17 protein-coding genes, 1 tRNA gene and 1 other RNA gene are annotated in these 13,902 nt (G+C 67.4%); 5 read left to right on the top strand and 14 right to left on the bottom strand.

Annotation, left to right across the window (positions count from 1 at the left end):
• Positions 1 to 134: 134 nt before the first annotated feature.
• The 10 genes from ACFPJ1_RS35230 to ACFPJ1_RS35185 all read right to left on the bottom strand — a co-directional run bounded on the left by ACFPJ1_RS35230 (position 135) and on the right by ACFPJ1_RS35185 (position 7,135).
• Entirely contained in the window at positions 135 to 884 is a 750-nt protein-coding gene (locus ACFPJ1_RS35230; RefSeq protein ID WP_380110631.1) for a hypothetical protein, read from the bottom strand.
• Positions 881 to 1,411 carry a SigE family RNA polymerase sigma factor gene (locus ACFPJ1_RS35225; protein ID WP_380110630.1) on the bottom strand — a complete coding sequence of 177 codons (531 nt, stop codon included), beginning with the start codon at positions 1,409 to 1,411 and terminating at the stop codon, positions 881 to 883. The genes ACFPJ1_RS35230 and ACFPJ1_RS35225 overlap by 4 nt, the downstream gene beginning before the upstream one ends.
• Positions 1,412 to 2,099: 688 nt before the next feature.
• The gene (locus ACFPJ1_RS35220; protein WP_380110629.1) at positions 2,100 to 2,585 is read right to left on the bottom strand and encodes a hypothetical protein; all 486 of its coding nucleotides are present in this window, start codon (positions 2,583 to 2,585) and stop codon (positions 2,100 to 2,102) included.
• Positions 2,521 to 2,982 (bottom strand): M23 family metallopeptidase, encoded by a 462-nt coding sequence (locus ACFPJ1_RS35215; RefSeq protein WP_380110628.1) that lies wholly within the window; start codon positions 2,980 to 2,982, stop codon positions 2,521 to 2,523. Before ACFPJ1_RS35215 ends, ACFPJ1_RS35220 begins: the two co-directional genes overlap by 65 nt.
• Positions 2,889 to 3,527, bottom strand: coding sequence for a FlgD immunoglobulin-like domain containing protein (locus ACFPJ1_RS35210; RefSeq protein WP_380110676.1), 639 nt, complete (start codon positions 3,525 to 3,527; stop codon positions 2,889 to 2,891). Before ACFPJ1_RS35210 ends, ACFPJ1_RS35215 begins: the two co-directional genes overlap by 94 nt.
• 213 nt (positions 3,528 to 3,740) lie before the next feature.
• On the bottom strand, positions 3,741 to 4,322 hold the full coding sequence (locus ACFPJ1_RS35205) for a dihydrofolate reductase family protein (protein WP_380110627.1): 582 nt from the start codon (positions 4,320 to 4,322) through the stop codon (positions 3,741 to 3,743).
• A gap of 66 nt (positions 4,323 to 4,388) precedes the next feature.
• Positions 4,389 to 5,339: a helix-turn-helix domain-containing protein gene (locus tag ACFPJ1_RS35200; protein WP_380110626.1), complete on the bottom strand. Its 951-nt coding sequence runs from the start codon at positions 5,337 to 5,339 to the stop codon at positions 4,389 to 4,391.
• A gap of 109 nt (positions 5,340 to 5,448) precedes the next feature.
• Complete coding sequence (locus ACFPJ1_RS35195; protein WP_380110625.1) at positions 5,449 to 5,607, bottom strand: hypothetical protein; 159 nt, start codon at positions 5,605 to 5,607, stop codon at positions 5,449 to 5,451.
• A 65-nt stretch (positions 5,608 to 5,672) separates the two neighbouring features.
• Positions 5,673 to 5,948, bottom strand: coding sequence for a Tn3 family transposase (locus ACFPJ1_RS35190; RefSeq protein WP_380110624.1), 276 nt, complete (start codon positions 5,946 to 5,948; stop codon positions 5,673 to 5,675).
• A 1,099-nt stretch (positions 5,949 to 7,047) separates the two neighbouring features.
• A tRNA-Ser gene (locus ACFPJ1_RS35185) sits at positions 7,048 to 7,135 on the bottom strand.
• 397 nt (positions 7,136 to 7,532) lie between these two features.
• Here ACFPJ1_RS35185 and ACFPJ1_RS35180 point away from each other — a divergent pair.
• Positions 7,533 to 7,880, top strand: a complete 348-nt coding sequence (locus ACFPJ1_RS35180; RefSeq protein ID WP_380110623.1) for a CatB-related O-acetyltransferase — start codon at positions 7,533 to 7,535, stop codon at positions 7,878 to 7,880.
• Complete coding sequence (locus ACFPJ1_RS35175; RefSeq protein ID WP_380110622.1) at positions 7,877 to 8,845, top strand: GNAT family N-acetyltransferase; 969 nt, start codon at positions 7,877 to 7,879, stop codon at positions 8,843 to 8,845. The genes ACFPJ1_RS35180 and ACFPJ1_RS35175 overlap by 4 nt, the downstream gene beginning before the upstream one ends.
• Here ACFPJ1_RS35175 and ACFPJ1_RS35170 read toward each other — a convergent pair.
• Entirely contained in the window at positions 8,842 to 9,660 is an 819-nt protein-coding gene (locus ACFPJ1_RS35170) for a TIGR03620 family F420-dependent LLM class oxidoreductase (RefSeq protein ID WP_380110621.1), read from the bottom strand. The genes ACFPJ1_RS35175 and ACFPJ1_RS35170 overlap by 4 nt on opposite strands.
• A 119-nt stretch (positions 9,661 to 9,779) precedes the next feature.
• Here ACFPJ1_RS35170 and ffs point away from each other — a divergent pair.
• From ffs to ACFPJ1_RS35155, 3 genes are all read left to right on the top strand, one after another.
• Positions 9,780 to 9,876, top strand: an RNA gene (ffs, locus tag ACFPJ1_RS35165) — signal recognition particle sRNA small type.
• A gap of 76 nt (positions 9,877 to 9,952) precedes the next feature.
• Entirely contained in the window at positions 9,953 to 10,771 is an 819-nt protein-coding gene (gene nadE, locus ACFPJ1_RS35160; protein ID WP_380110620.1) for an ammonia-dependent NAD(+) synthetase, read from the top strand.
• 192 nt (positions 10,772 to 10,963) lie between these two features.
• The gene (locus ACFPJ1_RS35155; RefSeq protein WP_380110619.1) at positions 10,964 to 12,136 is read left to right on the top strand and encodes an acyl-CoA dehydrogenase family protein; all 1,173 of its coding nucleotides are present in this window, start codon (positions 10,964 to 10,966) and stop codon (positions 12,134 to 12,136) included.
• Here ACFPJ1_RS35155 and ACFPJ1_RS35150 read toward each other — a convergent pair whose 3' ends face one another.
• The 3 genes from ACFPJ1_RS35150 to ACFPJ1_RS35140 are packed head-to-tail and all read right to left on the bottom strand — an operon-like array spanning position 12,137 to position 13,851.
• Positions 12,137 to 12,520, bottom strand: a complete 384-nt coding sequence (locus ACFPJ1_RS35150; RefSeq protein ID WP_380110618.1) for an SRPBCC family protein — start codon at positions 12,518 to 12,520, stop codon at positions 12,137 to 12,139.
• Between the two features lie 6 nt (positions 12,521 to 12,526).
• Positions 12,527 to 12,991, bottom strand: coding sequence for a MarR family winged helix-turn-helix transcriptional regulator (locus ACFPJ1_RS35145; protein ID WP_380110617.1), 465 nt, complete (start codon positions 12,989 to 12,991; stop codon positions 12,527 to 12,529).
• Positions 12,988 to 13,851: an N-acyl homoserine lactonase family protein gene (locus ACFPJ1_RS35140; protein WP_380110616.1), complete on the bottom strand. Its 864-nt coding sequence runs from the start codon at positions 13,849 to 13,851 to the stop codon at positions 12,988 to 12,990. The genes ACFPJ1_RS35145 and ACFPJ1_RS35140 overlap by 4 nt, the downstream gene beginning before the upstream one ends.
• Positions 13,852 to 13,902: the final 51 nt, after the last annotated feature.

Below are 13,902 nucleotides of genomic sequence, written 5' to 3'. Positions count from 1 at the left end.
ACCACGGCCGACACGGTGCGGCCCACCTGCCGCACTGGTCACGCTGGCGACGCCGCCACCAAGCCCGAGCACGCGACTGCCACCACCGCCGTCAAACAGCCCAACTCGCCTGATCACGAACTACGGCTGGAACTCTAGGAGATCACCTGCGGGCCGACCGTGCCCGTGATCTGCCAATCGGCGCCGGCGCGTTCGAGGCGGTAGGTGAGCCAGTGCGCGCCGGCGCATCCGATCCACTGGCTGACGCGGACATCCAGCCGGTTGCCTCCCGCTGGGTGGATCTCGCCGAGGGTGACGATCGCGCCGCCGTCCAGAACCTGACCACAGGCGGTACCGCCCTGCTTGGCCGCGTTCGGTTTGCTGACCCAGCGGACCGGCGCGACCTCGCGAATCTCCGCCGCGATCTGCTGCTGGATCGCGGGCGCGATCGGCGCCAGCGGCTCGTCGGTGAAGGTACCGTCGGCCGCGTTTGCCCGTGGGGCGTCCAGTACGAACAGCACCGGCCAACCCGCGCCCGGACGGTCCATGACGGTGATCGCCTTCATCACGGCGCCGTAGATCTTCGCGTCGGCGACGACGTGCCCGGACATCGTCCCGCCGGTCGGCCCAGTGCCCGGCCCACCGCCCGGCGCTGTGGCCGGTGTCTGGTTGGTCGTGGTGACAGTCGACCCGCCGATCGGCTCGTCCGGCCCCGGGCCACCGAGCAGGGTGGCCGAGATGGCGACCGCTGCGACCGAGGCAGCGGCCGCGATCGCGAGCCAGCGACCGCGGCGCGGCGTGCCGGGCATCGCCGGCAGCCGATGCTGGTCGGTCGCCTGGCGCTCGGCGTCGGCAAAGGTCTCCCGCAGCAGTTGCACCAGGTCGTCGTCGTCGGTCTTCGTCATGGCAATGCCTCCGTGTCAGTATCAAGGCCCGGTACGCCGCTGCGCAGGCTCGCCAGCGCCCGGGCGGCGTTCGAGCGGACCGTGCTCGGCGAGCAACCCAGCAGCGCGGCGATCTCGGCGTCCGGCAGATCTTCGTAGTAACGCAGCACCAAGACAGCCCGCTGCTGCCGCGGCAGCAGCGCCAGCAACCGCCACATCGCGTCACGCTGGGCCTGCCGAGTGCTGGCGTCCTCGACGCCAGGAACATCGCCCAACTCCGCGACCGGGACCTCCCGGCTGGTCATCCGCCGACGCCAGCTGAGGAACTCGTTGACGACCATCCGCCGCAGGTACGCCTCCGGCCGGTCGGCAGCCGCGACGCGGTCCCAGTGCCGATACGCCCGCACCAGCACGGTCTGGACCAGATCCTCGGCCGTGTGCAGGCTGCCCGACAGCATCAGCGCAAGCCGCAGCAACCTGCGCCCACTAGACGCCACCAGGTCATCGAACGAGACCGGCTCCACAGCCGCCTCCGGTACGAGGTTCATACCCTGACGACGCTCCAGCCTGCCCGATCTGCTGCATCACGCCGAGACAGCTACCGAAATACGGAGAGGTTAAGCGGTATCACAACGCGGCACTGGCGGCCGGATCACCCACCATCCCGCCAAGCTCAAGCCCTGGACGATGAACTGATCCTTCTCCAGCGTCGCCGCGCCATCGGGTCTGTGTCGCACCGTCGTCGCCCCCAACATCACGAAGTGCGGCTGCCGTACTAGGGACAACTGAGACGGAAACTGAGACGGAACGACTCCGGGGCGGCTCCCAGATGTGGGAGCCGCCCCGGCTTTGTCGTTCCTCTCAGAGAGTCAAACCGCGCTCTGACCTGCGGTCTCTGCCTCTCGGGGAGTGGCGGAGGATACGAGATTCGAACTCGTGAGGGGTGCCCCCAACACGCTTTCCGCAATTCGACGTTCGGGGAGGATCGAGCGCTAGTGCTGAGCCCTGACCGTGAGTGCACTGAACGCTCGCGAACGCTCCGGAACGCTGGCGGATGAGACCCACTTTGAGACCCGCCGGCCGCGGCTGGCGGCCATGCCCGTGTGTTCCAGCCGTCGCTAAGTGCGGGTGCTGGAACACAGGACAGGCGCTGGGCGGGCACCCGTCAGTCGGCTCACCATGACGGATCGCGCCCCGCCTGGCCGTCGCCACCCAGCTAGTCGGTATCGCTGTGAGCTAGCCCTCGGAGAGCGCTTCGATCACGTCCTTGGAATGGGTCAGTGGCACCCTGCTGCCCTCGAGCTCGATCCGCGAGTTGCTCTCGGGATGGATCAGCTCGAGCACCCTCACGTTCACTCGCTTGTGGACCTTCACCTCCAGCCCCGCCCTCGCGGCCTTGAAGACCATCGCGCCGGGTTCCTTGCTGCGCGACCGGCCCTCGAAGCCGTAAACCCCGTCGGCGGTCACTCCGACCAACATGAACTGGGGCATCCCGTGGGCGGCCGCGTTCGCGCGCATGCCTCCGATCACGCCCGCGAAGTCACCGACGGCCTCACCTACCGAGCCACCGACTTCGCCCAAGCTGCCGCCCACCAAACCGCCGGCGAAGAGCGAGCCGGTCTGGCCGCGGGGGTTGAACTGCCCTGCAGCGATCACCTCATCGGCGATCCCCTCGCGAGCCAGAGCCTGCTGAACCGCCCGCTCCATCTTTTCCTCGGACATCGCTCCTCCAGGCGCTCGAGGTTGATGAGCTGTAGCGGTCCCAGGCTTGCATGTATGGCTCCGGGTTGACAGGACGCCCGTTGACGTGAACCTCGAAGTGGAGGTGGCAACCCGCCGTCCGGGCATTCCCTGTCTTGCCGACGTACCCGACGATCTGACCGACGTGGACGAGGCTCTCCTTCTGAAAGGTCGAGGGATGGACCATGTGCGCATACCAGTACTTCCGCTTCTCCCCCAGCCCCCGGATGACGACGTAGTTGCCGTCGAGGCGGGAGTCGTGGGCGCGCTTGACGACGGTGCCGGTCACGGCGGCGGCAAGTAGAGTCCCGCAGCGGGCGAGGACGTCGAAGCCCTTGTGCACTCGGCCGTCGTTGCGCGGTGCGCCGAAATCGCCCACAGCGCCTCGTTGCGATGAGGAGCGCGGACCGGGAAGAAGTGGCGTTGGGGCTCGATGCTGCCCGCGTCCTTCTGGTTCCCGCCGGTTACTGCGACCACGACCCGATATGTACCGTCGCCCAGCGGCCGGCCGCTGTTGGTGAGCCCGTCCCAGCGCTCGACGCGGTCCTTGCCGGGCGGCGCCTGCGGCACGTCGATGGTCCGGACCTTCCCCCGCGAGCCCGAGATCCTGATCGCGACGTCAGCGGCGGAGCCGCTCAGCCGGTAGTCGATCCGAACGCCCCCGAGCGAGTCCGTGAACCCTCGCGCCGGGGATGCGCTGTTGAGACCCTGAACGAGAAGAAGGCCGATCGCGGATGCGACCGGCCTTCTTCCTCGCTCATCCCTGTAGAGCCCGAAACCATGCTCTGACCTGCGGTTTCTTGACTCCGGGGGAGTGGCGGAGGATACGAGATTCGAACTCGTGAGGGGTTGCCCCCAACACGCTTTCCAAGACCGCGACGCAACGTTCAGGGGATCGCGTGGCCAGTTCCGAGTCTGCGCCATGGTCCGTACGAACGATCCTGAACGCCCCCGAACCGTGGCGATTGAGACCCCTTCTGAGACCTTCGATGGCACGCCTAGGTCTCCTGGCCGTCACGCCCTGGGGCGGATCGGCGTCGGCTGCCCGACCAGGGACAGCGATGCGCTAACGCAGCCGGAGGCCCGATCTTGTGTCACCGTTCGCGGTGGACTTCTTCGCGTACCCGCTCAGATCGGTCAACGGCGCACCCGATAGCGCAGGTGAAGCACCCGGTTGCCCTGAATCACCACGTCAGGATCCTCCAACAGGTGCTGCGCGTGGACCGACCCGAAGTAGCGCTTGCCGGACCCGAACACGACGGGTACGACGTCCATGCGCACCTCGTCGACCAGACCTGCGGCAAGCGCCTGGCCACCGACGTCGCCGGCGGCGACCTCGACCAGGCGGTCACCGGCAAGCTCCTGCGCCTTGGCCACGGCTGCCTCGACGCCGTCGACGAAGTGAAACGGCGCCTCGGGGTCCCAGCCCTCGGGCTTCGGTCGGTGTGTCACGACGACCACGTGGTCGATCCCGCCCGGAGGCTTCCCGTCCCAGCCGTCGGTCATGTCGAAGACGTGGCGGCCGGCGATTGTCGCCCCGATCTGGTCCCAGTACGCCCGGGTGTAGTCGTAGGACACCTGTGACACCTTGAGCACGCCGCTGTCGTCCAACGGGACGTCACCGCTGGTCAACCAGTCGAACAGCGGTCCGGGCTGGTCGTTCTCGTCCGCGATGAAGCCGTTCACCGACACCGAGCTGTACATGACCACCTTGCCCACGGGGCTCTCCTCTGCTTTGGGGTGCCCCCAAATTAGCGTGTCGTGAGCTGTCGCTCTTGTAAGAAATCAATCAGCCGGCAGCGGCCAGCCGTCCAGCACGTGGCCGGGATGTTCGCGCAGGAACCGCCGCCGGACTTCGACGTACCGGGTCGGCGTGAGCCCGGTGAACGCACGGAACTCGTGGCCGAAGTGGGCCTGGTCGAAGTAGCCTGCGCCACCGGCGACGTCGCCCCAGTCGATCGGTCCGGCGGGGTTGATCGCTAACACGGTGGCGGCGAAGCGGTAGGTGCGGGCCAGCCGCTTCGGCGTGACTCCGATGAGCTCCTTGAACCGCTGTGCCAGATGAGTGCTGCTGACACCGGCTGCCACCCTCAGGTCGCCGATCGCCACCGCCCCGCTGGTCGCCGCGATGACACTGCTCGTATGGCGGACCAGCCCCAGGCCGGCGGTCTCGCACAGCCGTCGCATCAGCTCCTCCTCGAGCAGCGTCAGCATCTCGTGCGGTCCGTCGGCTGTGGCCAGCCGGTCTCGCAGCTCAGCAACGGCGGGCCGGCCCCAAACCTGCTCTACCGTCACCGGCCGGTCACACAGCTCGGCCGCGGGCATCGGCAGGAACGGCGCCGGCCCCCACGGCTTGAAGTGCACGCCGACGGACCGGGTCCGGGGTGGGTAGCCGAACTCCAACGCGCGGGTGGGCATGGTGACCACGCAGCCGTCGGCGTACTCGGCCGTCTCGATGTCGGTGCCGGCGCGGATGCGGAACGGCGCCCCGAGGTTGACGATGAGCAACGCCGCCGGACTTGCCGGCAGCGTCAGCCGGGCGTACGGCGGCGCACCCTCCAGGTAGTAGAGGTCGTCGATCAGCCCGTCCAGCGGCGGCCGCGGCACTCTGGACACGTACTCCATGCCCACAGCATCGCCGACGCCCCGCCGGCATCGCGCGCCGGGATGGTCCAGTCGCGCTGCCGCCGGCATCGAGCCGGCGCCGATCCCGGACGAGCGCCCGGCCGCGGACATTTGCGTGGGTTACGCGTGCTGCGTGAGCGATGGAGGATTCTCGGCCCTCCAGTGTCGCCCTGCATGGGGGAGGCGCTAGACCAACCCTCTGCTGCGTTACCGTGCCCTGCTACGCGGCCGCGGGCTGTTCGCCGCCAAAGTCGACCTCGTCCAGTGCGGGGTCGAACACGTCCGGCGGGATGTGGAGTTCGTCGGTTGCGTAGGCGCCGAACCGGAGGATGTGGGAGGTCAGGTAGGGCGAGAGCTGGGCCAGATCGTCAGCGGTCACCTGTCACCCCTCGGCAACCAGCTGCCGGATGACCTCCATCATGTCGATCGCGGTGTGGAACACGATCAGGTGGCACAGCAGCGAGTTCCATTTGACCCGACTTTTCCTGCTCGGCCGGGTCGTTCTCGGCGATCACGCCCTGGTTGCTGAACCGGGGTCCAAGCGGAGAACCCGTTGTAGGCCTCGGCCTTGTTGGTGGCCGCGGTCACCCGTGCCCGCAGCCCCGAGTCGGCGAGGAACCGCAGCAGCGCCACGGTCCGCATCACGCGTTCGACCTCCTGGAACGCCTTGTAGATCTGGTTTTTGCGCGAGTTCGACCACAATCGGCGCATCAGCGTCACCGAAGACACTTTGCATTGTGAAGAGCCGACAATGTCTGAAGCCACCCGGCGGGGTTCTGGGACAGTGAGACAGCCTGCAACGTGACGTCTGAGGGGTTAGCACGGCGTCAACCCCGTGGTTTCAGGCCAACTGGGCAACGCGCCAGAGGTGAGTGCATATCTGGACGGCTCCGGCTCAGGTACGGATGGTCTAGTCCGGCGTGTGCACATCTGTCAGGAGTCGCGCTCCGGAAGTCGACTTCCCCTGCGGTGTGGGGGACGATCGGATAGTGGCCAGTCGTGGTCGAGTACGTCACCTCGAGAGATGGCAAGCAGTTCTCGTGGCTTCAATTGGAGCAGCTGCGACGATTGCCGCTGCAATCATCGGTGTGGCTGCATCGCTTGGCGGAAACGATTCCCAGACGAATGAGGATTCAAGCCAACGCGTCACTGTAGATGGCAGCAGCGGCAATCCTCAGACAGAAAGGGAGGCGGAACTCCCTACGGTGACTTCAGTGTCGGTCTCTGTGCTGGAGACCGGTTGGCAGATTGAGGTCCGAGGGACTTATAGGCGCGCTTCCACCGACGCGCGCTTCCTTTTCGCCATCGCGAGACCGGCGCGCATCTCTGAGGGCACGGCTGAATGGTTCGTCTCGGAGCCAGTCGAGCCGGATGAAGGAGGGCGCTGGGTCGCACATATCCTCGTCGGTATACAGCGGCAGCCCATGACCGTGATGGCGATTCTCGCGGACGCATGCCCGCTCAACAGCGAGTGCCTGTTGGATTCTAATGCGGGTGAGGTAATCCGGCGGGAGCTGGGGGCGAGAGGGCCGGGAGTGGCAGATCCGCAGGGCAGGCCAGACCGTGGGACCTATATCGCACCACCCGTGGATGTGAGGCCACCGCCCTTCCGCTGAGTTGGGCCCGGCGCCGACCGATCAGAACCGGCCAGAGGTCGGCTCTGCCGGGTCTCTAGTGTCGGCTTGACAGGGTCGTTGAGACCCTGACTGAGAGGAAGGCCGGTCGCTGAGGCGACCGGCCTTCCTCTGTGTTCGTCCCTCCGGAGGCCGAAGCCACGCTCTGACCTGCCGAAACGTGGTTCTGTTTGCCTCTCGGAGAGTGGCGGAGGATACGAGATTCGAACTCGTGAGGGGTTGCCCCCAACACGCTTTCCAAGCGTGCGCCCTAGGCCTCTAGGCGAATCCTCCAAGGCGAGAGGATACGCGAGACCGGGGTAGGGGGTGAAATCGGGCCCCGGAGACCGGAGGCGTGAGGTAAATAGGGCGCAGGTGGGTGGGCGGGGGTTCTAGGGTCGGGGGATGGCGATGGGGCCTGATCCGAGGGTGTTGCGGCCGATGGCTGGGGTTGAGCGGGTGGTGTTGCTCAAGCCGCTGGTCCAGTCGGAGTTGGTTGAGGTGGGGGAGTTCACGTACTACGACGATCCCGTGGCGCCGGAGGCGTTCGGGGTGGAGAACGTGCTGTACCACTACGGGCCGGAGAAGCTGCGGATCGGGAAGTACTGCGCGCTGGGGACGGGGACGACGACCATCATGAACGGGGCCAACCACCGGATGGACGGGCCGTCGACGTTCCCCGTTCCCGATCATGGGTGGTGCGTGGGCGGAGCACTTCGACCCGATCACCGGATTGCCCGGGCGCGGGGACACCGTGGTGGGGAACGACGTCTGGTTCGGGTACCGCGCCATGGTGATGCCGGGCGTGCGGATCGGGCACGGCGCGATCGTGGCGTCGGGGGCTGTGGTGGTCGACGACGTACCGGACTACGCGATCGTCGGCGGCAACCCCGCCAAGGTGATCCGCAAACGCTTAAGCGACGAGGAGATCGCCCGCTTGCTCGCGGTCGCCTGGTGGGACTGGGCGCCGGAGAAGGTGACCAGGAACGTCCGCAAAATCATGGCCGGCAGTGTCACCGAACTGGAGGAGGCGGAGTGAGGCTGCGGGAGATCACGCCAGACGAGGTCGACGAACTCCAGGAATTGATCGAGTCCGACCCGGGCTACACCGAGCGGATCACGGGCTATCCGCCAGGCCCGGCGGATGCGCAGAGCCTTCTGATGATGCGACCCGAGGGACTGCCCGAGGAAGCGAAGGTAGTGCTCGGAGCCTGGGAAGGGGATCAACTCGTCGCGGTGATCGACCTGCTCAAGGGATACCCGGACGAGCGTACGGCGTTCATCGGGCTGCTGGAGGTCCACAAGAACTACCAGGGCCGCGGAGCGGGCGCGGCGGCGTACAGGCTGCTCGAGGAGTACCTCGGGAGCGAGTGGTGGAAGCTCAGGTTGGCGGTGGTGGATACCAATGCCGAACAGGCCGCGGGCTTCTGGAGCAGGCAGGGGTTCGAGCCGACCGGCGAGGTGACGCCGTACACGTACGACAAGCTCGAGAGCACGGTGCGGCTGTACGAGAAGCCGGTCACCTGGTCGCATCCGGGTCTCGAGGTACGCCGGTCCGGGATCGCCGGGCAGGGGTTGTTCGCCACCAAGGCGATCAGCAAGGGTGAGGTGGTCTCCCGGCTGGCTGGGCGGAAGGTGAGCACGGCCGAGCTTCGCGAACTGCTGAAGAGTCCGCCAGTGGACACGATCACCCTGGCCGACGACGAGCATCTGGTTCTTCCCAACGATCCGCGGCCAGTAATTGCCTATGGCAACCACAGCTGTGATCCGAACCTCTGGTGGATCGACGCCGTCACCCTCGAGGCCCGCTGGGACATTGCGCCGGGCGACGAGATCACCAGCGACTACGGCACGAGCACGGGGACCGACTTCGAGATGGTGTGCAACTGCGGGTCATCGCTCTGCCGGGGGAAGGTGACGGGCGAGGACTGGCAGCGCGACGAGCTGCGGGAACGGTACGGCGACCACTGGATCCCTGCGCTGCTCAACAGGATCAAAGGCTAGGAGAGTACGGCGTCCGCCAGAGCGCGCCACTGGTCGATCGGTTGGGGGCCGGTGACGCCGGTGATCACGTTGATGGCGACGTGGTCGGCGCCGGCGTCGAGGTGTTCGGTCAGCTTCGCGGCGATGTCGGCCGGGGTACCCCACGCGGCGAGCGAATCGACGACGTGATCGGGCAGTTCGGCGATCTCCTCGTCGCTGAATCCCTGCCGCTTCAGCGAGGCGAGGTAGCCAGGGATCCGCGGGAAGAAACTGATCGTTCCCCGTGCGATCGCCCGGGCGCGGTCGGGATCGGTCTCCACGACGGCGAGGTGGGATACCGCGAGCAGCTTGTCCGGGCCGAGCGTCTGGCGGGCCTCTGCCGTGTACTCGGAGCGGATGAGGAAGGGATAGGCGCCGGCCGTGCGATCGCGGGCCAGTTCGAGCATCCGCGGGCCGAGCGCAGCCAGTACGCGGTGGTCGGTCGGTACTGCGGTCAGCTGGTCGAGGTAGTTGTTCAGAGTGCCGAGTGGTCGTGGCCCGTGCGCTCCGCCGAGGCCGACGGTGAAACGTCCAGGCGCAGACGCCTCCAGCTGCTCGTACGTCGCGCTGACGTCGGCAGCGCTGAATCTGTCGACGGCGAGGATCCCGCTGACGAATCTGATCGTCTCGGTCGCCTGGATCAGGTCGACGATGGTCTGTAGCCCGGGCAACGGGCCGCCGGACAGCCAGATCGCTGGATAGCCGAGCTCCTCCGCGGCAGCCGCTGCCGCCAGTGACTCGGGGCTGCTGTCCAGCCCGGTGGTGATCCCGAAGCGGCCGAAGTCGAGGGTTCCCATACAACCGGCAACTCGCGGCGGAGCTGCTCTATTCCGGTACTGCGGGCTGCCTGGCGGGGGTTCGCTGTGGCCGGTTGACCCGGTTTGCTGGATGGGGCCCTCGATCCCGTACACTCTTCGATGGTTCCCCGCGTGGCGGTATCTCGCCCAACTCCCCCAGGGCCGGAAGGCAGCAAGGGTAAGTGAGCTCTTCCGGGTGCGCGGGGAATCCTTATGTCCGGCGACCCCCGGACGGCTCCCGGATCCGGAGAAATAGGCTGGTCTCGTCTGTCCGCACCGACGAGGGAGTCCGATGAGCGAGCTCGACCGCCAGTACCTGCAGGAGCTGATCGTCGCCGAGCTCGGCGTGACCCCGTCGTTCGACCCGGACCTCGAGATCGAGCGCCGCCTCAACTTCCTGACGGACCAGCTCCGCCTCAGCGGCGCCTCGACGTACGTGCTGGGCATCAGCGGCGGCGTCGACTCCAGTACTGCGGGGCGTCTCTGCCAGCTCGCGGTCGAGCGGGTCCGCGCGGGTGGCGGGAACGCCACCTTCGTCGCGATGCGCCTCCCGTACGGCGTACAGGCCGACGAGGTGGACGCCCAGCGGGCGCTCGAGTTCATCCGCCCGGACGAGACGCTCACGGTCGACGTGAAACCCGCCACGGACGCGATGGTGGAGTCGGTCAAGCACTCGGATCTCGGCGACCGGGCGGACTACCACACCGGCAACATCAAGGCGCGCCAGCGGATGATCGCGCAGTACGTCGTGGCCGGCGCGCGCGGCGGGCTGGTGGTCGGTACGGATCACGCGGCGGAGGCGGTGATGGGGTTCTTCACCAAGTACGGCGACGGCGCGTGCGACCTGACTCCGCTCGCCGGGCTGACCAAGCGGCGGGTGCGGGCGATCGGATCACGCCTGGGCGCGATCGACGAGATCACCGGCAAGATCCCGACGGCGGACCTGGAGACCAACAACCCGGGCCTGCCCGACGAGGTCGCGCTGGGTGTCACCTACGACCAGATCGACGACTTCCTCGAAGGCAAGCCGGTCGACGAGCAGGCCGCCGACACGATCATCGCGTTCCACCGCCGCACCATCCACAAGCGCTCCGTCCCCACCGCTCCCTGAGGCGCGGACGTCCACCACTCACCAAACCCTCGGTGCCCGCAGGCTGCAGGCTCAAGCCGAGCCGCAGCCTGAGATCCCGCGCCCTTGGTGAGTGGTGGCGGTCCGGTGAACGCGTACTGCGAATCTCCATCGACATGTGTTGCGGCGTAGATCGGCCTACGGTGGTTGAACACCGTGATCGATGGAGGGCTGATGGTCGACTTCTCGCTCAGTGAGGAACAGCGGGCGATTCGCGAGACGACGCGCGAGTTCGTGCGCAGGGAGCTGATGCCGCTGGAGAACGAGGTGCTCAAGCGGGAGCGGGAGGGGTTGCCCGGGCTGGAGCCGGACGTCGTGAACGAGCTCCGGCAGAAGGCGAAGTCGTTCGGCTTCTGGGGGCTGAGCACGCCCGAGGAGTACGGCGGGATGGACCTGTCGTCGGTCGACCAGGCGCTGATCACCAGCGAGCTGGCCCGGAGCTTCGTGCCGTTCTCGTTCGGCGGCGAGGCCGACAACATTCTCTTCGAGAGTAATGAGGAGCAGCGCAAGGAGTACCTGCTGCCGACCATCTCCGGCGAGCGGCGGTCCTGCTTCGCGATCACCGAGCCCGGCGCCGGCTCCGACACCCGCGCGATCCGCACCACCGCGCGCCGCGACGGTGACGACTGGGTGATCCGCGGCGAGAAGACCTTCATCACCGGAGGTAACGAAGCAGACTTCGCCATCGTGATCGCGGTGACGGATGCGGAGAAGGGCTCGAAGGGCGGCTTCACCGCGTTTCTGGTCGATCGGGACCGCGGTTGGACCTCCGACGAGATTGTCACGATGGGCCAGGCGGTCCCGGCGACGCTGAACTTCGACGACGTCCGGGTGCCCCAGGATCACGTGCTCGGCGAGATCGGCCAGGGCTACGAGCTGGCGATGCGCTGGATCATGAAGGGCCGGTTCATCATCCCGGCCCGCGGGATCGGCGTCTGCGAACGCCTTCTGCAGTTGGCGATCGAGCACGCCAACACCCGCCAGACCTTCGGCAGCCCGATCGCCGACAACCAGGCGATCCAGTGGATGATCGCCGACTCCGAGGTCGAGCTGGAGGCGGCCCGCTGGCTGGTCCTGTACGCCGCCTGGACCGTCGACCAGGGCCGGCATCCCCAGCACGACAGCGCGATCGCCAAGCTCTACGGCACGAACACGGTGAACCGCGTCGCCGATCGGGTGCTTCAGATCCACGGCGGCATGGGCTACACCAAGGAACTCCCGATCGAACGCTGGTTCCGCGAGGTCCGTCTCTGGCGCATCTTCGAGGGCACGGACGAGATGCAGCGCCTGATCATCTCCCGGGACCTCCTCCGCGGCTACCGCAAACCCGGCGCGCACTTCCAATGACTACAACGTGGAGAGGCTGAGCACCCGCTCGCGCAACCGCTCCAGCCGTACTGCGGCGATCCCGCGATAGGCAGAACGCAGTACTGCGGCCAGCGGGCCGGCGTGCTCAAACGAATGGGTGACTCGGCCGTCCTCGATCAACCAGACACCGTGCTCGTGGAAACCCGGGACCTGCCAGGTGAGCTCCACGCGGTCGCTGGTGATCGCCGTGTACTCGAGCCAGCCGCTGAGACCCGGGCGGACACGTAGCGTGTAGCGGGTGCCGACGGCAGGGACAGCCGGACCGTCGATGTGCAGGAAAGCCTCGTTCCACAAGGGAAGTGCGAGGGGATCGAGCAGAACGTCGACGGGTGATCCGGGGATGGTCAGAGTCGCTTGTTCCATGGGGGTTCAGTCCTCCTCGGCGGCGCGGCGGCGGGCCAGGGCTTCTCCGGCGGGAAAGGCCCCGGCCAGCGCGCGCAGCGTGGTGATGGTCTCGTCCACCGGTTGTCCGGCGACGAGTTGTTCGATGCCGTTGTGCAGCACTTCCTCGGCCGCGACGATCCGCTTGCTGAGGGCCTTCCCTTCAGCGGTCAGGCTCAGCGCGAGGTAGCGGCGGTCGTCCGGATCCGTGTCGCGCTGGACGAGTCCCTGCGTGACGAGCCGTTCGACCAGCCGGCTCGGGCTGTTCCCCGTCTCGCAGACAAGCAACCCGCCCAGGGCGTTCAACGTGAGCGGCCCGTGGTCGCGCAGTACGCGCAGCACCTCGGCCTGTGACGGCGTCACGCCCAACGGCCGGAGCTCCGCCGCCAGCAGCCGGTTCCCCTCGCGCTGGATCGCTAGGATCAGGTAGCGCAATTCCTCCGCGACCTTCACGAGCCCACTCCCTGCGCTGAACCATCAGCTGGTACGACGAGGCGCCCGGCCGCGGCGGGATCGTGGGCGGCCAGAACCACCAGGCCGGGGTACTGCCCGCGCAACTCGTTGACCTTGGCAACGGACTGCCGGAGTTCCGACTTCTTCCCGACTCCAGGGACCTCCCCGGCCGCGAGGAGCTCGGCGTCGTACGTGAGGTCGCCGACCATGAGCAGCGGCGGCCTGCCGGGGCGGCGTACGAGCATCGACAGCGAGCCCGGCGTGTGGCCGGGAGTCGGCAGGAGCACCAGGCTGCCGTCGCCGAAGAGGTCGTGGCCGGTGGTGAACGGACCGGTTTCCAGCGGCTCGAGGTGAATCCGCTCCCAGCGGAGATCGGGGCGGTCGATGTGCTGCCGCAGGTAGCCGCGCGCGGCCGCGAGCGGGCGGCGCATCGACTTCCACTCGTCGTCCGCGATCACGATGCGGGCGTGGCTGAGCTCGGGGAGGCCGCCGATGTGGTCCTGGTGCAGGTGCGAGAGGACGGCGGTGTGCACGTCGCGGATGTCGTACCCGTTGGCGGCGAGCAGGCGGGTCAACGTCTGCTCGGGACCGATGTCGAAGGTGGCGAGCCGGTCGTAGATCAGGCCGTTGAGCCCGCCCGGGAAGTAGTCGGGCTCGGTCACCGAGGCGCGGTCCTGGCCGGTGTCGAACAACACCAGACCCTCCCGGTGCTCGACGACGTAGACGTTGATCGGTCGCGGCGGGGTCCAACTGCGCGAGGTGGCGAGCCAGACGTACAGGTGCTTGTCCGTGGGGCCGACATGTTCGGGCCGGATCCGGACGGTGCCGGTGCTGAGCGCACTCACTCTGCTGATGTCCATGACCAATAGATTACACGACACGTATGTCGTGTCAACTAATCTTTGAGCGGA

It is taken from the genome of Kribbella qitaiheensis (genome assembly GCF_042657745.1).
In the GTDB taxonomy this organism is placed as follows: Bacteria; Actinomycetota; Actinomycetes; order Propionibacteriales; family Kribbellaceae; genus Kribbella; species Kribbella qitaiheensis.
Note: the sequence above shows the minus strand (reverse complement) of the source record. Positions and strands in the feature narration are given on the sequence as shown.